General features: G+C 71.6%; 19 protein-coding genes. 8 read left to right on the top strand and 11 right to left on the bottom strand.

Going from position 1 to position 22,513, the window contains the following annotated elements; all coding sequences use genetic code 11:
- The first annotated feature begins 56 nt into the window (after positions 1 to 56).
- Together OWM54_RS00560 and OWM54_RS00565 are read left to right on the top strand one after the other, a co-directional pair.
- A complete protein-coding gene (locus OWM54_RS00560) occupies positions 57 to 590 on the top strand; it encodes a hypothetical protein (RefSeq protein ID WP_141331004.1) in 534 nt (177 codons plus the stop codon).
- Positions 587 to 2,230: a carboxypeptidase-like regulatory domain-containing protein gene (locus OWM54_RS00565; protein ID WP_267696320.1), complete on the top strand. Its 1,644-nt coding sequence runs from the start codon at positions 587 to 589 to the stop codon at positions 2,228 to 2,230. The genes OWM54_RS00560 and OWM54_RS00565 overlap by 4 nt, the downstream gene beginning before the upstream one ends.
- Positions 2,231 to 2,237: 7 nt before the next feature.
- On the opposite strand, the gene OWM54_RS00570 is transcribed toward OWM54_RS00565, so the two are convergent.
- The 5 genes from OWM54_RS00570 to mutL all read right to left on the bottom strand — a co-directional run bounded on the left by OWM54_RS00570 (position 2,238) and on the right by mutL (position 6,864).
- Positions 2,238 to 2,753 carry a hypothetical protein gene (locus tag OWM54_RS00570; protein ID WP_267696321.1) on the bottom strand — a complete coding sequence of 172 codons (516 nt, stop codon included), beginning with the start codon at positions 2,751 to 2,753 and terminating at the stop codon, positions 2,238 to 2,240.
- Between the two features lie 88 nt (positions 2,754 to 2,841).
- Entirely contained in the window at positions 2,842 to 3,810 is a 969-nt protein-coding gene (locus OWM54_RS00575) for a tetratricopeptide repeat protein (protein WP_370640404.1), read from the bottom strand.
- Between the two features lie 154 nt (positions 3,811 to 3,964).
- Positions 3,965 to 4,693, bottom strand: coding sequence for an outer membrane protein (locus OWM54_RS00580; protein WP_223749906.1), 729 nt, complete (start codon positions 4,691 to 4,693; stop codon positions 3,965 to 3,967).
- A gap of 18 nt (positions 4,694 to 4,711) precedes the next feature.
- Positions 4,712 to 4,870 (bottom strand): hypothetical protein, encoded by a 159-nt coding sequence (locus tag OWM54_RS00585; RefSeq protein ID WP_170300476.1) that lies wholly within the window; start codon positions 4,868 to 4,870, stop codon positions 4,712 to 4,714.
- 128 nt (positions 4,871 to 4,998) lie between these two features.
- Complete coding sequence (gene mutL, locus OWM54_RS00590) at positions 4,999 to 6,864, bottom strand: DNA mismatch repair endonuclease MutL (protein ID WP_223749907.1); 1,866 nt, start codon at positions 6,862 to 6,864, stop codon at positions 4,999 to 5,001.
- A 101-nt stretch (positions 6,865 to 6,965) separates the two neighbouring features.
- Here mutL and OWM54_RS00595 point away from each other — a divergent pair, with 101 nt between their 5' ends.
- Positions 6,966 to 7,931 carry an SDR family oxidoreductase gene (locus OWM54_RS00595; protein WP_223749908.1) on the top strand — a complete coding sequence of 322 codons (966 nt, stop codon included), beginning with the start codon at positions 6,966 to 6,968 and terminating at the stop codon, positions 7,929 to 7,931.
- 791 nt (positions 7,932 to 8,722) lie between these two features.
- Positions 8,723 to 10,381, top strand: a complete 1,659-nt coding sequence (locus OWM54_RS00600) for a lysophospholipid acyltransferase family protein (protein WP_223749909.1) — start codon at positions 8,723 to 8,725, stop codon at positions 10,379 to 10,381.
- 45 nt (positions 10,382 to 10,426) lie between these two features.
- On the opposite strand, the gene OWM54_RS00605 is transcribed toward OWM54_RS00600, so the two are convergent.
- Both OWM54_RS00605 and OWM54_RS00610 read right to left on the bottom strand, forming a co-directional pair.
- Positions 10,427 to 11,302: a GGDEF domain-containing protein gene (locus tag OWM54_RS00605; RefSeq protein ID WP_046717966.1), complete on the bottom strand. Its 876-nt coding sequence runs from the start codon at positions 11,300 to 11,302 to the stop codon at positions 10,427 to 10,429.
- Positions 11,303 to 11,398: 96 nt separating this feature from the next.
- Entirely contained in the window at positions 11,399 to 14,017 is a 2,619-nt protein-coding gene (locus tag OWM54_RS00610; RefSeq protein ID WP_223784446.1) for a carboxypeptidase regulatory-like domain-containing protein, read from the bottom strand.
- 179 nt (positions 14,018 to 14,196) lie between these two features.
- Between OWM54_RS00610 and OWM54_RS00615 the strand changes: the two genes are divergently transcribed.
- Both OWM54_RS00615 and OWM54_RS00620 read left to right on the top strand, forming a co-directional pair.
- Entirely contained in the window at positions 14,197 to 14,496 is a 300-nt protein-coding gene (locus OWM54_RS00615; RefSeq protein WP_223749911.1) for a DciA family protein, read from the top strand.
- Positions 14,493 to 16,076: a CAP domain-containing protein gene (locus OWM54_RS00620; protein WP_223749912.1), complete on the top strand. Its 1,584-nt coding sequence runs from the start codon at positions 14,493 to 14,495 to the stop codon at positions 16,074 to 16,076. Before OWM54_RS00615 ends, OWM54_RS00620 begins: the two co-directional genes overlap by 4 nt.
- A gap of 81 nt (positions 16,077 to 16,157) precedes the next feature.
- On the opposite strand, the gene OWM54_RS00625 is transcribed toward OWM54_RS00620, so the two are convergent.
- The gene (locus tag OWM54_RS00625; RefSeq protein ID WP_046713590.1) at positions 16,158 to 16,391 is read right to left on the bottom strand and encodes a hypothetical protein; all 234 of its coding nucleotides are present in this window, start codon (positions 16,389 to 16,391) and stop codon (positions 16,158 to 16,160) included.
- A 352-nt stretch (positions 16,392 to 16,743) separates the two neighbouring features.
- Here OWM54_RS00625 and OWM54_RS00630 point away from each other — a divergent pair, with 352 nt between their 5' ends.
- A complete protein-coding gene (locus tag OWM54_RS00630; protein WP_267696322.1) occupies positions 16,744 to 18,882 on the top strand; it encodes a transglycosylase SLT domain-containing protein in 2,139 nt (712 codons plus the stop codon).
- A gap of 40 nt (positions 18,883 to 18,922) precedes the next feature.
- On the opposite strand, the gene cmk is transcribed toward OWM54_RS00630, so the two are convergent.
- Genes cmk through OWM54_RS00645 form a run of 3 tightly spaced genes read right to left on the bottom strand, consistent with a single transcriptional unit; the run spans position 18,923 to position 21,722 of the window.
- A complete protein-coding gene (gene cmk, locus OWM54_RS00635; RefSeq protein WP_223784443.1) occupies positions 18,923 to 19,618 on the bottom strand; it encodes a (d)CMP kinase in 696 nt (231 codons plus the stop codon).
- Positions 19,615 to 20,706 carry a histidinol-phosphate transaminase gene (gene hisC, locus OWM54_RS00640; RefSeq protein ID WP_267696323.1) on the bottom strand — a complete coding sequence of 364 codons (1,092 nt, stop codon included), beginning with the start codon at positions 20,704 to 20,706 and terminating at the stop codon, positions 19,615 to 19,617. Before hisC ends, cmk begins: the two co-directional genes overlap by 4 nt.
- A 47-nt stretch (positions 20,707 to 20,753) precedes the next feature.
- Positions 20,754 to 21,722 carry an acetyl-CoA carboxylase carboxyltransferase subunit alpha gene (locus tag OWM54_RS00645; RefSeq protein ID WP_141323911.1) on the bottom strand — a complete coding sequence of 323 codons (969 nt, stop codon included), beginning with the start codon at positions 21,720 to 21,722 and terminating at the stop codon, positions 20,754 to 20,756.
- A 100-nt stretch (positions 21,723 to 21,822) separates the two neighbouring features.
- On the opposite strand from OWM54_RS00645, the gene OWM54_RS00650 reads away from it, so the two are divergent.
- Complete coding sequence (locus OWM54_RS00650) at positions 21,823 to 22,509, top strand: tetratricopeptide repeat protein (RefSeq protein ID WP_370640405.1); 687 nt, start codon at positions 21,823 to 21,825, stop codon at positions 22,507 to 22,509.
- Positions 22,510 to 22,513: the final 4 nt, after the last annotated feature.

The following is a 22,513-nucleotide window of genomic DNA, read 5'->3' on the forward strand; positions in this document are numbered from 1 at the left end:
TGGATTCGACGACGGCGCGAGCCCCCAGGGACAGGCCACCCGGCCAGGGACGGGCGATGTGTGTCCTGGCCTCGGCCCTGGGCCTGCTGCTCGTCGGCTGTCTGTTGCCCCAGGACGACACCCTGCTCGACGACGTGCCCCGGTTCATGAACCGCTCGCCGCGCATCATCGAGTCGCTGGTGCTGCCCGAGGAGCGCATCATCCGGGACTTCGGCGCCACGCGGTGCGAGCTGACGTTCGAGGTCGCCGTGGAGGACCCGGACGTCGATGACCGCATCAAGGTGCACTGGTTCATCGACTACAACCCGCAGGACCCGCGCGGGCCCTACCGGGAGATCGCCCTCACCAACAACGGCGAGGCGCGCCGGCCGGACCGGGGCACGCTGCGCATCAACCTGGCCTCCGCGAACTCGGAGCTGAGCGCGCCGGGCCAGCACCTGGTGGAGGCCCTGGTGAGCGACGCGGAGCTGACGGACCGGCAGCCCGAGTCGCGCGTGGTGAACCTGCCCGACGGCGGCACCATCATCGACCCGGGCTTCGTCATCAGCTACACCTGGGTGGTGAACACGGTGCAGGGAGACTGCCGATGACCCGCGCTCCCGCCCGGCTCCTGGCCGCGCTGGTGCTGCTGTCCGGCAACACCCGCTGCGCCCTGTTGGACGAGCCCCCGGCGGACTCGCTCCTCGTCTGCACCTCCGACGCGGACTGCTCCGCCAACGAGACCTGCTTCGTCGACGGCTGCGGAGACCCGGGCCAGGACATCGTGGTGGAGGTGACGCCCAACCCGGCGCTGGGCCTGTACGCCCAGGACTTCCCGGTGGGGCGCCTGCGCGCCGAGCAGAACCTGCAGCTCTTCGGCGAGGCGTCCGTGCGGGGCCTGGTGACGCGCGCCACGGTGACGCGCGCCACGGTGACGCCGCCCACGCCGTCGAGCAGCGCCACCCGCCCCTATTCGGATCCGCTCTTCGTGCGCGCCGTCGGCACCAGCGCCCTCATCCCGGGCGTGGCCCGCTACCACCAGGCGTTGCTCGTGCCCGACAACGGGCAGTGGACGCTCCCCGTCGCCAGCGGCCAGTACGCGGTGACGCTGCTGGCCGAGGACCCGGACGTGCCGCCCGTGACGAACACCGGCACCGTGTCCCCGGGCGAGACGCTCGCGATGCAGTGGCTGCTGCCCGCCTCCAACGCCGTCGTGCGGGTGCAGGGCCAGGTGGCGCTCCATGATGGCGCCCCCGTCCCCGCGGGGCTCGCGGTGGAGGCCCTGGACGCCCAGCTGCGTCCGCTGTCCCAGCGCATCCCGGTGACGGCCTCCACCGGGGCCTTCTCGCTGGCGCTGGCCCCGGAGGCCGCCAGCGCCAGCACCGTGCTCCTCCGGGTGACGGCGCTGCACGACGACGCGCTCATCCCCCAGCAGACCTTCCCCGTGGACCTCACGGCTCCGGTGGAGCTGGAGCTGGGAGACTTCGGCGCGCCGGTGCGCGTGACGGGCCGCGTGGTGGCGCTGGATGGCCGCCCCGTCGCCTCCGCCACCGTGTCGCTCCAGGGGCGCGTGAGCGGAGGCGGCACCTTCGCGAGCCCCCTGGCCACCACGGACCCGGAGGGCCGCTTCGAGCTGCGCTCACTGCCCAGCCCCGCCGAGGCGCCCCTGGAGCTGGTGGTGGTGCCGCCGCCCGGCGCCGCCTCCGGGCTCACCATCACCAACGCGGTGGTGCCGCGCACGGACACGGTGCTGCCGGACGTGGTCTGCGCCGAGCGACGCCTGGTGCGCGGCCTGCTGCGGCTGCCGGATGACACGACGCCCGCGGCCGGCGTGCGCCTGGTGGTGGAGCCCGTGGACACCGTCTCGGGGCGACGGCTGCCACCCGACCTGGCCACGGAGACGATCACGGACGGCAACGGCGAATACACGCTGCGGTTGGACCCCGCGCTGTACCGGCTGGACGCCGTGCCCGGGGAGAACCTGCCGCGCATCGCCCGCTTCGTCTCGGTGGTGCCCGGCAGCGACGGCGTCGAGCAGGCGGTGTCCACCTTCTCCCTCCAGCGCGGGCGCACGCTGCGCGGACGCGCGCTGTCCTTCGCTCGCGAGCCGGGCGTGCCCCCGGGCCTGGCCTTCGCGTCCATCCGCTTCTACCGGGTGGTGAACGTGGAGGGCCGTCCCACCTCGGTGCTGCTGGCCCAGTCCGTGACGGACACGCTGGGCCGCTACACGGCGCTGCTGCCCATCCGCTGAAGGCCGCTCAGGGCGCCGAGGACTTCGCCGCGGGGCTCGCGCTCGCCGCCTTGAAGGCCGCGTGGAACGAGTCCACCGTGCCGCCCACCTCGTCCGCGTACTGCACCGCGTGCGTGGTGTAGAGGTCCAGCACCGCCTCCAGCCGGCGGTACACGGTGCGCAGCGGGGCGCGCTCGCGCGTCTGCAGGTCACACTGGGACTCGCGCTCACGCAGCCGCGTCAGCCACTCGGTGCGAAAGCGCATCCATTCCTGGTCCACGTCGCGAGCGGGCGACACGCGCACCAGCTTCTCGCGGCCCAGCTCCAGCTCGTCCCACAGCGCGCGGGCGCCGGCCAGACACTCCGGGAAGCCGAGCGCCACGGAGGCGGGCGGCAGCTTCTCCGGCGTCATGGCCGCCACCGAGCGGCTCACGTTCACGATGATCCACACCGAGAACAGCGAGGTGAGCGCGATGTAGAGCCCATACGCGGCACCACGGTAGCGGCGGAAGCGAGGGTCTTTGCGGGGGTCGGGAGCGGACACGGGGTCCAGGTCTTACGACCGTGGACCCCGCGTGGCAACGCTTCCGTGGTCTCCCCACCCGGCTGAGCGGGCGGGGGTGCGGCCGGGACTACTGACCGGCGGGGCTCGCCACCTGCTGGGCGGGCGCCGCGGCGGGGGCCACCGGGGCGGGCCCCGCGGCCTCCGTGTTGCCGCTCATGGCGCGCTTCACCATGGCGATGCGGCTGCGGAACTGCTGCTGGTACTGGCTGTTGAGGTAGCTGCCCGCGGCGTCACGCGCCGTCTCCAGCGCCTTCTCCATCTGCCCGACCTCCTGGTACGACTGGGCCAGCAGCAGCATGGCGTAGTCGCGCGTCTTGGAGGTGCGGTCGCCCTCGACGAAGCGCGCCAGCAGCGGCACGGCCTTGTCGTGCTTGCGCAGCTGGTTGTAGGCGGTGCCCAGGAAGAAGGACGCGTCCAGCGCCTGCTCGTTCGGGGGATTCATGGCCAGGAAGCGCTCCATCTCCGCGACGACCTGGTCCATCTCGTTCTTGCGGAAGGCGATCTTCCCGCGCTCGAAGGCGACGTCGCCCGTCTCACGACGCAGGGACGAGGCCCGGTCGTTGAGCGCCTGACGCTCCAGCGAGCTGAGCCGGGAGGTGTCCAGCTTCATCAGCGCGTCGATGCCCTTGAGCCGCTCGTCGCCGGGCAGCGAGGTCATCATCTTGTAGACCTCCGCGGCGCCCCGCTGGGCCGTCTGGTGCGCGGACGTGTCCGCGCGCTGCTTCTCCAGCTGGCCCGTCAGGTCCGCCACCATCTTCTCCAGCCGCTCGCGCTCGTTCGTGGCACTGGAGGAGCGGGCGCTGGTGATCATCACCGCCGCGCCCACCGCGATGACGGCGAACAGCACATACGCCGCCGCGGAAGAAATCCACTGACGCTTCTGGAAGTCCTCGTGACGCTTGCCTACCGCCTTGACCTCCGCGTGGAGGTTCTTCAGCAGGTTGTCACTCTTGATGACGAGGTTGCGGGCCTCGACGACTTCGCGGCGGAGGTCCGCCAGTTCCTTATCAATCTCGGTCTTCGCCTGCTCTGGCATGGACATCTTCCTGGGCCCGGTAACGATCTCGGCCGACTCACGCATCGTAAGGAGTTCTCCCGGTCATACGGCGACAATTTCCGCAGCGGAACACCGCAATCGTTCCACCGCATTTCCGGAAGCGTTCAACCTGCTCGGCGCATGCCTGCTCGGGCTACAGGCCGCCCGTCAACGAGCGGGATGGCTCGGGCGGAAAAGTGTACGTCACGCCCAGGGACATCCAGCTGCCTCCGAGGCTGAACGAGGCGATGCGCTTGTCCTGGTCGTTCAGCGCCGGGCCCACGGGCCCGCGAAGGAACATGAATCGGTACTCGGCGGAAAGGCCCCAGCGGGGGGACAGCCGCCAGGTGGCCCCCAGCGAGCCCGCCCAGGCCTGGGTGGTCTTGTCCTCCAGCTTCTCTCCGGACAGCTTGGAGCTGGCGATGGCCGGCCCCGTGGCGAGCCCCGCGAAGGGCACCAGGCCATACGGGCCGATCTCCGGGAGCACCGTCTGGAAGCGCACGCCCACCAACGCGCCGTAGCCCAGCGTCTCCAGGCTGCGCTCGACGGGCGCGGCGCCCTCCAGGCCGGGGCTGTTGAGGTACAGCTTGGAGCCGGTGAAGAAGAGGTCGATGCCCAGCTCCACCAGGTCGGAGATGGAGTAGGCGAAGGTCGCCACGCCGAGCGGACCACCGTCCGTCTCGCGCGCCCGAGGCAGGCCCCTGTTCGCCTCGACGTCGTACCAGGTCTTGTAGAGCGTCTCGTTGGAGGTGACGCGCCAGCCCCCCTGCACGGTGATGCGCCCCACTCCCGCCAGCGACGTGGGGATGGGCTCCTCCTCGTCCTGGGCGACGGCGGGAGTGGCGAAGAGCAGGACGAGGGGCGGCAGGAGGCGACGGAGCATCGGACTCGGAGGCGAAGGTCAGGTGCGCTTGGAGCAGCGCACGGCGATTTCCAGGAAGGTCGTCCGCTGACGACACAGCGACGCGACCACGCAGCGGACGACACACAAGGCCCCGAACTCGCGGAGCACCACGCCCAGGTTGGACACCACGTCTCGCAGGGTGATGACACCGCGCATGTGGCCGCTCCCGTGTGCGTTGCCGTGAGGGGTGCTCGTCCTGGACGTCCGTGCCGGGGAACGCCCGGTGCTACAGGCGTGTGGCCCACCGTAGCAGTGACCTCCCACGGGTCAACTTTCCGGCCAGGTCAACGGGCGCGGCGCTCCAGCTCCAGCAGCGGCATCTCCAGCACCACCACCGTGCCGTGGCTGCACGGGGGATGGAAGTCGGCCCGGTCCAGCTCGCCCAGCAGCGCGCGCAGCTGCGCGTCCGTGAGCGGCACGGTGTTCGCCTTGCGCGCGGCGTGACAGGCCAGCACCCGCACCGCCTCCGCCAGCGTGACGGCGTCCAGCGTGGCGCCCCGAGGCGGCAGCGCGCGCGCCAGGGCCTCCAGCAGCGAGCGCGCATCGGCGCCCTCGAGTCCCGGCGGCACCGTCTTGAGCGCCACGGTGGTGCCACCGAAGGGCTCCACGTCGACGCCCAGCCGGCAGAGCGCCTCGCGGCCCTCGACGAGCGCCTTGGCCACCGCGACGGGGAACTCCAGCGTGGTGCCGAACAGCGACGGCGCCGGAGGGCCCTTCTCGTCCTCGAGCGCGCGCAGGTATGTCGTCAGCCGGGCCCGCTCCAGCGCCGCGTGCGGGTCCAGGACCACCAGCGTGCCGCCCGGTCCCTCGCAGATGTGGAAGCGGCCGCCCAGCATGCCCATGGGCCTGAGCGCGGCGAAGTAGCCCGGCGGCGGGGCCTCGTTGAGCTGGGGCTGGGCCTCGCCGAACGCGGGCGGGCGCATGCCGGTGTGGGCGAAGGGCAGCGGCGCGGGAATCCCGGCCATGGGGCCGGGGGCGCCGGACAGGGGCGCGGGGCCCGGACCGGGCGAGGCGGCGTCCAGCGTGGTGGGCAGCGGGCCGCCCCACGACGCCTCCTGCGCGCGGGTGAGGAAGCGCTCCACGGCGTGCGCGTAGTGCGCGGCGTCTCGCGGCGTGTTGCCCAGGGCGGCCTGGGCGTCGGCGCCGGTGCCCAGCCAGGGGGCCGCGCGCAGCATGCGGTTGAGCGCGGCGCTGATGGCCTCGTACACGCCGCGCGCATCGGAGAAGCGGACCTCCAGCTTCTGCGGGTGGACGTTGACGTCCACGGCGACGGGGTCCACGTCGATGTTCAGCACCACCACCGGCTGGCGTCCGGCGGCGAGGAAGTCCTGGTACGCGCGCTGGATGGTGCCGATGAGGCCGCGGTCCCTCACGAAGCGGCGGTTGACGAAGGTGTAGAGGCCGCGCGCGTTGGGGAAGGTGAACTCGGGCGAGGCCGCGTACCCGGTGACGCTGACGCCCAGCCGCCGCTCCTCGACGGGGAACAGGTGCGGGTGACAGGCGGGCCCCAGGGCCGCGGCGATGCGCTCGCGCGGGTCCTCGGGACAGGCCGCGCTGGAGAACAGCTCGTTGCCCTCGTGGGTGGCGAAGAAGCCCACGTCCGGGTTGGCCAGGGCCAGCCGGACGACGGCCTCCTCGGCGTGCTTGAGCTCGGTGTCGCCCCGGCGCAGGAACTTGCGGCGCGCGGGCACGTTGAAGAACAGGTCCTCCACGGTGATGATCGTGCCGGTGCGCGGCGGGGCGTCCTCCACCACCACGTCCACCCCACCCTCCAGCGTCACCCGCGTGCCCACGTCCGCGCCGACCTCCGCGGTGTGCAGGCTGAAGCGGGACACGGAGGCGATGGCGGGCACCGCCTCACCGCGGAACCCCATGGAGTCGATGTGGAACAGGTCGTCCAGCTCGCGCAGCTTGCTGGTGGCGTGGCGGTCCAGACAGAGCGTGGCGTCCTGGCGGCCCATGCCGTGTCCATCGTCGGACACGATGATGCGGTCCACGCCCCCACCCGACAGGTCCACGCGCACGGTGCTCGCCCCGGCATCGAGCGAGTTCTCCACCAGCTCCTTCACGACGGACGCGGGCCGCTCCACCACCTCGCCGGCGGCGATCTTGTTGATGAGGACGTCACTGAGACGGGCGATGCGTGCCATGGCAATCGTCCACCCTCCGCCACCCGGACGACGTTGTCCAGCAAGACAGAGCCGTGCAGGCTGACATTCGAGAGCGGCTGGGCTAACAGGAGACCTCGCGTATGGACGAGTCACGACCAGGCAAGGGACGGCTGCGTGTCGCGGTGACGGGAGCCAGCGGCGAGTACGGGAAGCTGTTGCTGCCCCGGCTCGAGCGCGATCCGGAGGTGGAGAGCATCGTCGTGCTGGACGTGAACCGTCCCGAGGGCGCCAAGGTGGAGTTCCACCGGGTGGACCTCACGCGGCACGACGCCGAGAGCGAGCTCACCGACGCGCTGACCGAGCGCCCCGTGGACGCGCTCTACCACCTGGCGTTCCTGTTCGGCCCCATCCGCAACGGCTCGCTGGCGCACGAGCTGGAGGTCATCGGCACGATGAACGTGCTGACCGCGGCGGGCCGCGCGCGCATCCCCCGGCTGGTGGTGCCGTCGATGACGGCCGTCTATGGAGCGCGGGGGAACAACCCGGCGCTCCTGCGCGAGGACTCGCCGCTGCAGGGCTGTCCGCACAGCCGCTTCGTCACCGACAAGGTGGAGGTGGAGGGACAGGTCCGCGCGTTCCGTGAGCGGCACCCCGAGATGAAGGTGCTCGTGCTGCGCTTCGCGCCGGTGCTGGGGGCCGCGTTCGAGAGCCCCGTCACGCGGCTGCTGACGCGCACCTCCGTGGTTCCCACCCTGCTGGGGTTCGACCCGCTGTGGCAGGGGCTGCACGAGGAGGACGCGGGGCGGGCGCTGCACCTGGCGCTGCGGGCGGAGGCGTCCGGGGAGTTCAACATCGTTGGCCAAGGCGTACTCCCGCTGTCCGGCCTCATCCGACAGGCGGGTGCCCGGCCGCTCCCCCTGCCCGGCCCATTGTTCCGTGGCGCACTCCACGCGCTGGATGTGGTTGGAGCGGACACGTTGCCCGTAGCCCTTCTCGACTACATCCATTACTCGTGGGTGGCCGACGGCGAGCGCGCGGAGACTGCCCTCGGCTTCATCCCCTTCCACCACGTCAGGGACGCCGCGGCGGCGCTCAAGAGGAGCTAGAGATGGCCAAGGGTGTCCTCGGGAACGATCCTTTCCAGCGCGGAGCCGCCTCCCGCGAGGGTGAGCGCACGAAACCCGGCACCCCTCCGCGGGACCGCCCGCCCTCCGAGCGCGAGGGCACGGCGACGCAGAAGGCCCACTCGAAGAACGGGGCCGATGCGAAGAAGCAGCCCGCTCGTGGAAAGCCCGCATCCGGGAAGGCGAAGTCCCGTGGTCCCGAGGCCCGGGGCTCGGAGCAGAACGGGCGCGTCCAGCCGAAGGACGCGAAGAAGTCCGCGCCTTCTTCCGCGCGCGACGCCGACAGCCGGAACGGCACGGCCGCGCGGAGTGCGGCTCGGAACAACAAGGGCGCGAAAGGTGAGTCGAATGGAGAGCAGCGCCCCGCCAACACGAGGCCTGCCTCGACGTCGCGAAACAACAAGGCCGCGCGCGGCGCCCCGGCCGGGGGGAAGCCGCCGTCCACCTCCACGCAGGGCTCGCCTTCACGAGGCTCCGCTGGCGAAAGGGATGGCCTGAAGCGGCCCCTCACCACCACAGCACGTGGCACGCCCTCTGAAACCAACAAGGGCGACTCCGATACGAGCGAGCGCGCGCTCCACGCGGGCGCCACAACGGGTGCGAGCAGGCCCCGTGGAGAAGCCACCACCGCTGCGGGCGACTCCCGTGGAACATCGACGCCTCCGCTCGACCCATCTCACGCGGCCAGCGCTCAGGCTCCGGTCGCCGCCAGCCACTCCTCGCGTGGTACCGGCACGTCCGCCAGCAGCCCGCCCGCCGCGACGGAGAACGAGGTGGAGCCGCTGCGCGAGCCCGCGGCGCCGGTGACGCCGCGAGCAGCCCCACCGTCTCGGCCCCCCGCGGTGCTCGAGGAGCGCGCCGCGGAGCGGACGCCCCAGCAGCGCAACGTGGACCACGCGCTCGCGGAGGCCCTGGCCGCCGAGGTGGCCGAGGTCACCGCGAAGCACGCCGTGGACGAAGCCATGGACCGACGCGCCGGCCGCGAGGAGGCCACGGACCGGCTGCTCGCCACGGAGATGGCCACCGGACTGGCGGAGGCCGCCGTGGAGGAGGTCCTCGACCACAGCCCCGTCACTCGCAAGCCGGAGCACGAGCGCGAGCTCGCCGCCACCGTCGCCGCGCAGGTCGCCGAGAGCGCCGCCGAGCTCGCCGTCGCCGAGGTGATGGTCCACCGCTCCGCCGAGCCGCCCTTCACCGACTCCTTCGAGGAGCGCGCCACGGTGGGCTTCCTCGACGAGCTGGCCGAGGACGAAGAGGTCTCCACGCTGGAGCTGCGCGAGGACCTGGCCATGGCCGGCGCCGTGCTGGAGCTCGAGGACCTCGACGAGACCCCCGAGGAGGTCGAGGACGGCTGGGAGCGGACCATCTCCAGGCCCGTGGTGGACAGCACCTTCCAGGCGCCCGAGGTGGAAATGCCAGACACGACGCGCGACGAGTTCCCCCCGGGTCGCCGAGGCCCGCTGTCCCTGGTGCCCCCCTCGCGAGACGACGCCTTTCACGGCGCCTCCTCCGAGCCCGCGCACGACGCCGGGTCCCCCCGTCCCCTCGCCCAGCGCGCCAGCGGCATGTTCGCCCTGGCCCGGGAGATCGCCGGACAGGCGCTGGCCAGCGAGGGACTGGGACGCGCGTGGGGCGCGATGAACGGCATGCTGGACGCGGTGCGCGCGGGCCTGGGAACGGGCGGCGGCGCGCACCTGGACGAGTACGGCAAGGACCCGTCCCTCGTCGAACGGCTGGAGCCGGTGCTCGAGTTCCTCTACGGCCAGTACTGGCGGGTCTCCGCGCAGGGGACGGACCACATCCCCGGCGGCGCCGTCATCCTGGTGGCGAACCACTCGGGTGCCCTGCCCTACGACGGCCTCGTGATGTCGCTCACGCTCGGTCGTGAGCGGCCGGACCTGCGCGAGTCACGCTGGCTCGTGGAGGACCAGGTCTTCCACGCGCCCATGCTGGGCACGCTCTTCAACCGCCTGGGCGCGGTGCGCGCGTGCCCGGAGAACGCGCTGCGGCTGCTCGACGAGCAGCGCCCCCTCGTCGTCTTCCCCGAGGGCTACCAGGGCCTCAGCAAGCCCTTCGGTGAGCGCTATCGCCTCAAGCGCTTCGGGCGCGGCGGCTTCGTGAAGCTCGCGCTGCGCACGGGCGCGCCCATCGTCCCGGTGGCCATCGTCGGCGCGGAGGAGACATCGCCGATGCTCGGCCGCATCCCCGCGAGCTTCCTCGGCCTGCCCTACCTGCCGCTGATGCCGGGTCCCCTGCCCCTGCCCGCCAAGTGGAGCATCCGCTTCGGCGAGCCCATCGCCATGGACGGGCTGCCCCCCGAGGCCGCGGACGACCTGGGCGAGGTGGGACGACTCACCGAGCGCACCCGCGAGGCCATCCAGGGCATGCTCCACTCCCTGCTGCGCGAGCGGCGCTCCGTCTTCGCGGGCTGAAGCGGGGGACCCCACCGGTTCGCGCGAAGCCTCCGCGCGGAGCCCTCAGCCGACGACGCGGTTGCGGCCCGTCGTCTTCGCCTCGAAGAGCTTCTCGTCCGCCGCGCGCACCAGGTCTCCGGGCTCGCGGTGGCGAGGCTCCAGCACCGCCACGCCCAGGGAGATGGTGACGGGGATGGCCTGACGGTCGAACTCGAAGCGCTGCTTCTCCACCAGCCGGCGCACCTTCTCCGCGAGCTGACGCGCGCCCGTCAGCGCGACTTCGGGCAACAGGACGGCGAACTCCTCACCGCCGTAGCGGGCGAAGACGTCCTCGCGGCGGATGCGCGTGCGCACCGTGGACGCCAGCTGCTTGAGCACCGAGTCCCCCGCGAGGTGGCCGAACTTGTCGTTCACCTTCTTGAAGTGGTCGATGTCGATCAACACCAGCGACAGCCCGCGCTCGTACCGGCGGCTGCGGGACAGCTCCCGGTCCAGCTGCTCGTCGAAATAGCGCCGGTTGTAGATCTGCGTCAGGCCGTCCATCGTGGTCAGCCGGTAGATCTCATCGTGGTACGCCGCCTCGATGTTGCCGCCGGCGATGTACTTGAAGATGGTGCGGCCGATCTTCACCAGGTCGCCGTTGCGCAGCTCGCGAACCCCCTCCACCAGCTCGTCGTTGATGAACGTGCCGTTGGTGGAGCCCGCGTCGCGGATCCGCACGCCCTCCCGGGTATTGGAGATGGCCGCGTGGTTGCGACTCACCGACTCCTGGTCGATCTGGATGTCCGACTTCGACGAGCGACCAATCAGGGTCTCCTCGCGCGTCAAATCGTGCTTCCGACCCAGGTCCAATCCGTAGATCACGACCAGCGCCGCGTCGAGGTTGACCGGCCGGTCGGAAATCTTGGAGATGACCGTGACGACCGTCTCGTTCTGCACCACTCCTCCAGCGAACGACCCTCGGGACGCTACCACCCTGCAAAACAAGAAAGCGAGTCAGAGCACGCGACTCCGGGTAGGGAATCCGCGCCTGACCTAGGGAATATCCACGCCTCGCAGGGCCGAGACCGCGGGCCGGAGCAGGCGACCTTCGGGGTCCTCCAGTGACGCGATGAGTGACACCCCCAGGCCGGAGCAGCTCGCCGGCAGCCGGAGCTCCACCTCGCCCGAGGTGGGAGATGAGGCCGTGTCACTCACGAGGACCTCCTCGCACCCCTTGGCGCCGCCCCTTACCACGATGCGCACGCGGCCGTCCGCCTCCGCGCTGGTCCCCAGGCGGAAACCGGTGACCCGCACCCGCACGGCGCTCCCCCGGGTGAGCCGCTGTCCCTCCAGCTCCGGATAGAGCCAGGCCACCTCGGGACGTCCCACGTCCAGGGACGACGCGGCCTGGGTCAGGTCCCCCACATGGTCGAGCCCGGGCCCATCGGCCGCGGCCAGTCGCGAGGGCCCCAGCTCATCCCGCGAGTCCCGCCCCGTCACCTGCAACACCTCCGTGCGCAAGAGCGAGCGCGAGCCCTGGTGGTCCCCGAAGAAGGTCCGGTCCTCGATGCCCATGGGCGCCCGGGGAACCCGGACCCCGTCCTCCAGGTCATCGGGAGAGACGAGCACCGTCCACCTGCGCCCGAGGCGGTTGGTGAAGACGACGCGGATCAACGTCGCGGGCCCGTCCACCTCGCCGCGCAGCTCACGCGGCCCCAGCCCCCGGGCCTCCGCCGCGCCATCGAAGTTGTAGCGGACGTCCTCGGGGATGGGCAGGAAGCCCGACCAGGTCTGCACCGGGTGCTCCCCCGACGGGTCGAACAGCGGCCCCGCCAGGTCCGCCACCACCAGGCTCGTCGCCACGCCGGCCGAGGCATCATCCCGCGCCGCCCGGGACGAGGCGCCCATGAGCAGGCGGTAGGGCTGCCCCTCCAGCCCGTGGTGCGCGGGGGCCATGCGCACGAACATCACGCCGGGCTGTCCCAGCCGCGAGTCCGCGTCCGTGTTCGGATCCGCCGGCGCGACATTGGCGGCGGCGCCCAGGCCCAGCGGCACGAGCCCTCGACCCGGCGCGGCCACGGTGCTCAGCACATAGGCCCGGTCCAGATACGCACCCCGGTAGCGAGGCAGCGCCGGGACGCGCACGGCGAACGGGAACGCCAGCCGCACGCCCTCGAAGTCGAGCGACACCCCCTCCGGATATGTCACCGCGTCCGGTCGGGGCCCGCCCTCGACGAGGCCCGGCGTGGGGACCAGGCGGAAGGACGCGTCGCGCACCACCGACGAGTGGAAGTCGGGCGACAGCACCAGCAGCCGACCCAGCATCAGCAGCGGATCCATGCCCAGGTCGAACGCGTTGAGGGGCAGCTCCGCCACCGGCAGGCCTCCCGTCACGGCCCACGCCGAGCGCGTGCCGCACGTGCCCATCGCGATGGACAGCTCCGGCTCCAACACGCCCGACAGCGACAAGTCACACACCCCCGCCACGCCCGGCGCGGACACCCGCGGCGCGACCCCTCCTTCCACCCACAACGCCGTGCCCGACGGCAGCGACAGCCTGCGCGTGCCGCCCGCATCCACCTCCACCTCGCGCTCGAACCCCAGCAACGTCTCCGTCGAGACCTCGGAGAAGAGTCCCGGCACCGACAGGCCCGTCAATCCCAGCCGCAGCCGCGACCGCGTCGTCAACGGAGGCGGCGTGACGACGCGCGGCTCGACGAAGTCGACCTGGAGTCCACCCGAGAGGTCCAACGGATTGCGCCGCAGCGCGAGTCGCAGGTCGCGCCCCTCCTCGACCTCATGGCGGGCCAGGGTGAGGTAGCCGAAGTCCGGGTGGAAGGCCGTCACGCCCACCGTCCCCGACGCGGGCACCCAGGTGGCGCCGTCCAGCCCCGTCAGCGCCGTGTCGAGCACCTCGCCCTTCTCATTGGAGATGGCGATGGTGGTGAGCGGCAGGGAGCGTCCCGTCAGCTCATCCACCACCAGCACGCGGAGCCCGCCGTCGGGGACCTCGGGGCTCAGCACGGTGACATTCGCGGAGCAGACCGCCGAGCCGACGCGGACGGTGACGGCCTCGCGATCCACACCGGGTTCGCCCAGCACGAGCGCGACCCGGGGCCCGGAGCCGCCCCCCTTCACCCTCGGCGCGCGCGCCTCCCACGCGATTCCGTCAAGGGGGACCACGGGCCTGCCCGCGGCGTCACGCACCCACACGTTGAAGACGACGGAGGTGCCTGGGCGCCCGATGACGACGTCCGGCGTCACCTGACACGAGGCCGCGAGCACGGGCGCTGGCGGCGCCACGCAGGCGCCATCGCGACAGACCTCGTCCACCTCGCAGTCCGCGTCCGCCGCGCACAGCGCCGCCATGCACCGGTTCATGTCGCACTCGCACCCCATTGGAGCGTCGCACATGGGCAGCGCGTACTCCTGACGCCGGGCCGAGCCACAGTCCGCGCGCGTGCGACACGCGGGCTCACAGCGGGACTGCGCGGTGTTGCAGAAGAAGAGCGCGGGGTCCGGGCAGTCCTGGTCCACCGCGCACGCCGTCGGCTTGGGCTTGGGCTCCGCGGGGATGCCAGGGGTCGAGTCGAACGCGTCACCACAGCCCGCCAGCATCCCCAGCACACACACGAGGGCCGACAGCAGGTAGGGACGAAGCGAGCGACTCATGCGATGCGGCTCCCGGGGGGCGGAACACCCTCGACCTTACAGGGACGACGACCGACGCGCGACGTCGTGGAGGCTCGACCTGCCTCCACTGGACTTCGTCGGACCCGGCCGCCCGCTCGCCCTTCCACCACGCAATGGAAGGTTGGCTTTCAGGGTCTCACGAATCATCATCGCGCGCGATGGCCCGCGGCGAGCCGAAGTCACTTGAAAGCCTTCTCCCCCGAGTCCTGGGTCGCCTCGCCGGTGAGTCCGGGCGCGGACATCCCCTGGCGCCGGTGTGGGCCTCGGTGGTGGGTGCGCACATTGCCCGCCATGCGACCCCTCGTGCCCTCGAGGGTGGCACCCTGCTCGTGTCGGTGACGAGCCCCGAGTGGGCGCGCACGCTGGAGCCCGAGGCCGCGTCGCTCTGCGCCCGCTTGAACGAGCGGCTGGGCGCGGACACGGTGAAGGCGCTCGCCTTCCGTTGGGAGGGGCGATGATCGCCGCGCTCGCCCTCTCCCTGTTGCTCACCGCCGCGCCCGCGCCACGTGGCCCGGCCGCGCCGCCCGCACAACAACAGGCGCCCCCGCCCAAGCCGAAGGTGCCGCTGACGCCCACCGAGGCCATGGAGCAGCAAGCCGCGCAGCACGTGGTGCGCGAGTTCGAGCGCGTGGGCCGCCGCGCCCCCGCCGAGGACGCCTCGCTCGTCGAAGCGGCCCGACGGCTGGCGCGCGAGGCGCTCAGCGGGGCCTTCACCGGCGCGCCGGACCTCTTCACGCTCACCGAGGCCATCAGCGACGCGGGCGCCGCGGACCCCGCGCCCCGGGCGCTCGTCATCCGAGCGTGGGCCCACCAGCACGCGCTCGAGTCCCTGCGCGCCCGGCCGGACCTGAACACGGAGCGGGCCACCCACTTCGGCGTGGGCGTCGCGTTCGTCGACAAGCGCGCCGCGCTGGTGACGCTGCTGTCGGACCGCAAGGCGGAGCTGCGCCCCTTCCCGCGCGTCATGCCCGGTGAGCGCGCGGTCCAGACGCTCTGCGGACGGCTGGGCCCCTCGCTGAGCCAGCCGGAGATCTACGTCACCCGTCCCGATGGCGAGGTCATCATCGTCCCGCTCACGCGGCGAGGCACCCAGGGCTCCGACTTCTGCTCGCGCCTGGACTTCCTCACCCCCGGCACCTACACGGTGGAGGTGGTGGCGCGAGGCGAAGCGGGACCGGAGGTCACCTCGCTGTTCCTCACGCAGATTGGCGAGGTGCGCCGACGCGGCCTGCGCGAGAGCAACGTGGAGCCCACCACCGTGGAGACCGCGCGCGTGGCGCTCCATGAGCGCATCAACGCCCTGCGCCGCGCGCATGGCCTGGTGGAGCTGACGCCGGACCCGCTGCTCGAGCGCGTGGCCCAGGCGTACAGCCAGCGCATGTCCGCCGAGGGCTTCTTCGCGCACGTGGCCCCGGATGGCAGCACCCTCACCCGTCGACTCCCGCCAGGGACCCGCTACGTGCGGGCGGGTGAGAACCTGGGTCAGGCCGCCGGGCCGCTTGCGGCGCACTTCGGCATCGAGCACAGCCCCGGCCACCGCCGCAACCTGCTGGACCCGGGCTTCCGGTTCATGGGCGTGGGCGTCACCTTCCAGAAGGTCGGCGGACGCAACGAGGCCATCGTCACCGAGGTCTTCACCGCCGCGTCCCCCGCGTCCGCGGACCCGGAGAATCCCAGGCAGGACGCCTACGACGCGCTGGCCCGCCACCGCACGGCGAAGAAGCTGCCGCCCATGGCGCGCAGCGAGGTGCTGGAGTCGCTCGCGCAGGCGCACGCCCGGCACGCGCTGGAGATGGACCAACCGGCCGCGCAGCCGGGCGAGGCCCCGCTGCACGAGCGCGTGTTCCAGGTGCTGCCCGACGCGGGCACGGCGTCGGTGGACTTCTTCGTGGTGTCGGACCCGGCCTCGCTCCCCGAGTCCCGCAGCGTCGCCGAGGCCACCAACAACCGGGTGGGCGTCGGGGTGGTGCGCGGGGATTCGAAGCGCTTCGGCGCGAAGCAATACTGGGTCGCCGTCATCTACGCCGCCGTGCAGTGACGACGGGCGGAACCTCCGTGTGGGGCGCCCCTCTCCATAACGGGGCATCCCCTCACACGGTGAAGCGACTCCGGTGCGGCATCAGACGGGGCGACGCTGGGTGGCGTACGCCTCGAGCCCCATCTGCGGGGGCGCGACGTGCTGGTACATCGGGCACTTCATGCAGGTGAAGGACTGCCACCCACGACGCACCGCCTCATCCAGGCAGTTGTCGTACTGATGGCAATTCAGATTGCGATGCGTCTCGACGCCGGCACGCTTCGGCCCGGCCTCGGGATTGATGGTTTGCGGCAGATCGGCTGGACACGGCTTCATGGAGCCCTCCCTCTGTGCTGTTTCCCCCCCGAGCGCTGTGAACGAGCAGTGTTACCGGACGACAGGTCCCGCCAGGCTTCGACGGACCGGGGTAGCGCGCAACGGCCGCGCAACGTAGTGATGCACCCCGGGTGACGCAATGGGTCCACTCGGCGGACCCAAGAGCACGTAATCGCCTGAACGCTTTCAGCGAATGCTGCGGATGAAGAACAGTTCGGACCGGCCCGATGGCGCGCGGATTTAGGACTTGTCGGGCCGGCTGTCAAACCACCCCCCTGGTGTGAGAGGGGAATGCCTGACGGATGCATCTCGTTGGCTGGTCGCAAAGCCGCGTCGTGAAAGGAAGAACCACATGAGCTGGATGGGGATGGTCGCGGGGTGTGCACTGGGGGTTTCCCTCGGACAATCCCCGACAACCCTGGAGGCCGTACGGCTTCACCAGGCGGACGCGACCTCCCTGGCCGAGCGGGAGTGGACCGAGTGCGCGGCGAAGCGCTGCGCGGATGCGGGACGGCTGGGCCTCCTGGCGGGCACGCTGGCCCTCTCCGAGGGACGCGCGGCCGAGGCCCGGGACATGCTGGCGGCCAACCCCGCCCCCGCCCTGCTGGAGCCCTACCGCGCCTTCTACCTGGGCCAGGCCCGCTTCTACGCCGGGGACGCACCGGACGCCGCGCTCGACTTCGCGCGCGTGCTGGAGTTCCCGGGGGCGCCGCTGGACTTGGTGACCCGCGCGCGGGCCCGGCTGGGGGAAGCCCTGCTCAAGGCGGGCAAGGCGAAGCAGGCGGTGGGGGTGCTCGAGTCGGCGGTGAAGGCCACGCCCACGCCGGAGCTGCTGTTCCAGCGGGCGCAGGCGCGGGGCGAGTCGGGCAACCGCGCGGGTCAGCAGGCGGACCTGCTGGAGGTCGCGCTGCGCTTTCCCACACACCCGTATGCCGATGACGCGTTGAAGGCGCTCTCCGAGCGTCGCCCCGCGGTGCGCCTGGGTTTCGCCGAGCGCACGCGACGGGCCGAGGGCTTCCTGTCGGGTGGCGCGTCACAGCGCGCGCTGGCGGAGCTGGACGCGCTCGCGGGTGAGAAGCTCAGCAAGGAACAGTCGGCGAAGGTGTCGCTCCTGAGGGCCAAGGGCCTGTTCGCGCAGAAGCGGGACGAGGAGGCGCACAAGGCGCTGGCGCTGGCGCGCAAGGGCTCTGCGGAAACGGCCGCGGAGGCGGAGCTGGTCGTCGCGCGGCGGGCCCTGCGGGCGGATGACAACGACAGGGCCCGGGAGCTGATGGCGGGCCTGGCCAAGAAGTACGCGGCGCAGTCAGCGGGTGAGGAAGGCGCCTTCTTCGCGGGCTGGTTGGATCTACAGGCGGGCCGTTTCGAGGAGGCCGCGAAGTCCTTCACCTCGCACGCGGACCGCTACACGCGCTCGCGCCGTCGGGACGAGGGCATGTGGTTCCGCGCGCTCGCGTATCTGCGGCTCGCGGACTACGCCAAGGCGCGCGAGGCGCTGGACGCGCTGGTGACGGCCTATCCCCGAGGAAGCCTCGCGCCCCAGGCCCGCTACTGGATGACGCGCAGCCAGGAACTGGGCGGCGCCACGGCGGACGTGGTGGGGCCGGAGTACGAGCGGCTCATCGCCTCGTCTCCGGCGTCGTTCTACGCGCTGCTCGCCTCGGAGCGGCTCCAGGAGTTGGGACGGCCGGCTCCGGCGCGCTTCCCCAAGCCGCCCCTGGCGCTGGAGCTGCCACGGCCTCCCGAGCTGGCGCTCGCGGTGGAGCTGACGCGCGCGGGGCTCTTCCGGGACGCGGCGGACGAGGTGGAGACCCACGTGGCGAGGCTGCGCTCGGCGGACCAGGCGCTGCCGTTCGCGCACGCGCTCTTGAGCCTGGGCGAGTTCGGCCACGCGCACACCGTGGCGGCGCGACACCTGTGGGGCCGGGCCTTCGGCTCGCGCGAGCCGGACGCGCTGGCGGCGTTCTACCCCCGCGCGTTCTCCAACGCCGTGGAGCAGGCGGCGACCACGCACAAGGTCGACCCGTTCCTCGTCTGGGCCATCATGCGCCGCGAGAGCGCGTTCAAGCCCGAGGTGATGAGCGCGGCGGACGCGCGCGGGCTGATGCAGATCATTCCGAAGACGGCGACGGAGATCGCGCAGAAGCTCGCCGAGCCGGCTCCCGCGCCGGCGGACCTCTTCTCGCCCGAACGCAACATCCGCTACGGGGCCTGGTATCTGTCACGGCTGATGGAGCGCTTCGCGCATCCGGTGCTCGCGGCCGCCGCCTACAACGCGGGCCCCACCGCCGCGGCGAAGTGGGCCCAGGAGCGCGGTGACCTGCCGTTGGACCTCTTCGTGGAGTCCATCCCGTTCCGCGAGACGCGCGGCTACGTGAAGCAGGTGGTGGCGGACCTGTTCCTCTACCACGGCTTCTACGGCGCCCAGGGAACCCAGCAGCCCCGGCTGTCGCTCGTGGTGCCCGCCCCCTCGAAGGAGGGCGTCACCTTCTAGAAGTCGAGCGGCGGCGGGCCCGTCGCTTTGGGCCCGTCCCCTACCCTCGCGCGGCCATGCGGCGGAGGATCTCCGCCTCCATGTTGTGGACGACCTCCGACAGCGGGAGGCTGCTGGAGTCCACGCGGACGGCGTCGTCCGCGGCCTTCAGCGGGGCCACCGCGCGCGCGGAGTCGTCCTTGTCGCGCTTGGTCTGGTCCGCGAGCACGTCGCCCAGGCTGCTCTCCACGCCCTTCTGGAACAGCTCCTCGAAGCGACGACGCGCGCGCACCTCGGGGCTGGCCTCCAGGAAGAACTTGGCGTCCGCGTCCGGGAACACCACCGTGCCGATGTCGCGCCCCTCCAGGATGGAGCCCTTGCTCGACTCGAGCGCGAGCCGCCGCTGCAGTTGAAGCAGCCCCGCGCGCACCACCGGGCGGCCCGACACCTGCGAGGCGGCCATGGAGATCTCCGGCGAGCGGATCTCCCCCGACACATCCTCGTCGCCGAGGAACACGCGGTTCTCCTCACCCACCACCTGGAAGTGGATGTGCACGCGGCCGAGCAGCTCGCCCAGGCGGGCATCGTCGTCGTAGGCGATGCGCTCACGCCGCGCGAGCAGCGCCACGCAGCGATAGATGGCGCCCGTGTCCACCAGGCTGAACCCGAGCCGGCGCGCCAGCAGCTTGGACACCGTGGACTTGCCCGCGCCCGCGGGACCATCGATGGCGACGATGAAGCAGCGAGCGCCCGTCACGCGAGCACCTCCTTCAGCGCGCGCACACAGCGCTCGTTCTCCGACGCGGTGCCCACCGAGATGCGCAGGCAGGTCGGGAAGCCGCCGCCCGCGAACGGCCGGACGATGACCCCCTTGCGCAACAGCAGCTCATACAGCTCCGTGGATGAGCGGCGGAAGTCGGCGAACACGAAGTTGGCGTGGCTCTTCGTGAGCGTGATTCCCAGCCTGGGCAGCTCCGCCTCGAAGTAGCGCAACCCTTCCCGGTTGTTCTCGCGCGTGCGCTTCACGTGCTCGGTGTCCTCGAGCGCCGCGAGCCCCGCCGCCTGCGCCACCACCGTGAGGTTGAAGGGCATGCGCGTGCGCTGCACGTACGTCGCCAGCTTCGCGTCCATCACCCCGTAGCCCAGCCGGATGCCGGCGAGCCCGTGGATCTTGCTGAACGTGCGCAGCGCGACCAGGTTCGGGTGGCGCCGGAACAGCTCCACCCCGCTGACGTACTCGGGCCAGTCGACGAACTCGAAGTAGGCCTCGTCGTAGGCCACCAGCACCTCGGACGGCACCGCCGCCAGGAACTTCTCCAGCGCCTCGCGGCCGAACGCCGTGCCCGTAGGGTTGTCCGGGTTGGCCAGGAAGATGAGCCGCGTGCGCGGCGTCACCGCGCGCGCCATGGCCTCCAAGTCGTACTGGTAGCCCTCGCGCATCGGCACCTCCACGAAGGGCCGCCCGTGGGCCTGCGCGGAGATGCGGTACGCGGCGAACGAGTTCTTGCACAGGAGGATCTCATCCTCCGGCGTGGTGAAGGTGCGGATGAGCAGCTCGATGAGCTCGTTGGAGCCGCTGCCCAGCACCACTTCCTGAGGCTGCACGCCCAGGGACGCGGCCAGCCGGCGCACCAGGTGGAACGACGTGGCATCCGGATACAGGTGCACCTGGGCGGACGCGTGCCGCATCGCCTCGAGCGCCCGCGGGGAGGGCCCCAGCGGGTTCTCGTTGGAGGCCAGCTTGATGACGCCGGAGAGCCCGAACTCGCGCTCGGTCTCCTCGATGGGCTTGCCCGGGACGTACGGCTTGAGCGTCTCGACGTAGGAAGGAACGAGAGGTCGCATGGGAGACGGGGCCCTGGAAGTGGTGGCTCGAATGAGCGGTGGCTGGCTCAGCGCCCGGAGAACACACCGAGCGCGCGGAACTTCGCGTAGCGGTCCTTGACCAGGCCGTCGGGCGTCAGCTCGGCCAGCTGGGTCAGGTGCTTGCGCAGCGTCTTGCCCAAGGCCTCCGCCATCTTCGCCGGATCGCGGTGGGCGCCACCCGCGGGCTCCTGCACGACCTCGTCGACGATCTTCATCTGGAGCAGGTCGCTCGCCGTCAGCTTCATCGCGTCCGCCGCCTTGTCCGCCTTGCTGGCGTCGCGGAAGAGGATGGAGGCGCAGCCCTCCGGCGAGATGACCGAGTAGACGCTGTTCTGGAGCATCAGCACGCGGTTGCCCACGCCGACCGCCAGCGCACCACCCGAGCCGCCCTCACCCACCACCGTGGAGATGATGGGCACGCGCAGTCGGCTCATCACCTCCAGGTTGACGGCGATGGCCTCGGCCTGTCCGCGCTCCTCCGCGCCGATGCCCGGGTACGCGCCCGGCGTGTCCACGAAGGTGAGGATGGGCTTCTCGAAGCGCTCCGCCAGCTCCATCAGCCGGCGCGCCTTGCGGTAGCCCTCCGGGCGCGGCATGCCGAAGTTGCGCGCCATGTTCTCCTTGGTGTTGCGGCCCTTCTGGTGCCCCATCACCATCACCGGCTTGCCGTCGAAGCGCGCGAAACCGCCGACGATGGACGGGTCCTCGCCGAAGTGCCGGTCTCCGCACAGCTCCACGAAGTCCGTGAAGAGGAAGCGGACGTAATCCAGGAAGTAGGGCCGCGCGGGGTGGCGGGACATCTGCACCACCTGCCACCGCGTCAGGTCGCTGAAGATCTCCGTCTGGAGCTTCTTCGCCTTCTTCTCGAGCTTCGAAATCTCCGAGGTGAAGTCCGCGGATCCACCCGTGGACAACGCCTTGAGCTCATCGATCTTCTTCTCCAGTTCGATGAGCGGGCGCTCGAAGTCGAGCGCGTAACTGATGCCGGTTGCCATGGCGCGGAACTAGCACCAGGGTATGGCACCTTTCAACGCGCAAGCACTTACGCACCGCACCGTGTCACGGTGCCGGACACCCCACGCCCCTCCGGACGCCATGCTTCATGCCCTGCCGCTGCTCGTCCTCGCGCTGAGCGCCGCCCCCGTCCCGGCCCCCGCAAGGGCCCTCAACACCGAGGGCTTCCGCCTGTACCAGGCCGGCCGCTATCCAGAGGCCCTGGAGAAGTTCCAGGCCGCCGTCCGAGCGGCCCCGGACTACGCCCTGCCCCGCTACAACACCGCCGCCACCCTGGGCGTGCTCCGCAAGCAGGGCCAGGTCTGCGAGTACGGTGCCCACCGGGACGTCATCGTCGAGCACCTCACCCAGGCCGTGAAGCGGGACGCCCGCCGGCTGACGCGCGCCCGCCAGGACGCGGACTTCGACGGCATCCGGGACACCCTCGGCTGGCAGCGCCTGCAGGGCCGCGTCCCGGAGAAGGAGGCCGACGTCCCCTTCCTCCTGCGCAACGTGAGCTGGTACGGCCCGGGCGTGGGTGTCCACGGCACCACCCGGGGCCTGCGCTTCCGCACCCAGGGCCGCGTGACGCTCTGGAATCGCGACGTGGACGCGGAGGGAAAGCCCCACCGCTCGGAGCTCTCCGGCACGTACTCCGTGAAGGGGCGCCAGGTGGAGTTGCGGCTGCGCGGCGAGGCGCCCGTGACGGGCACGCTGACCGAGACCGGTGCGCTGACGTTCCCCCAGTGGGGAACCTTCACCGACGCGCCGTCCGAGTGTGACGCCTGAGGCG

The organism is Myxococcus sp. MISCRS1, from assembly GCF_026626605.1.
GTDB classification, from domain to species: Bacteria; Myxococcota; Myxococcia; order Myxococcales; family Myxococcaceae; genus Myxococcus; species Myxococcus fulvus.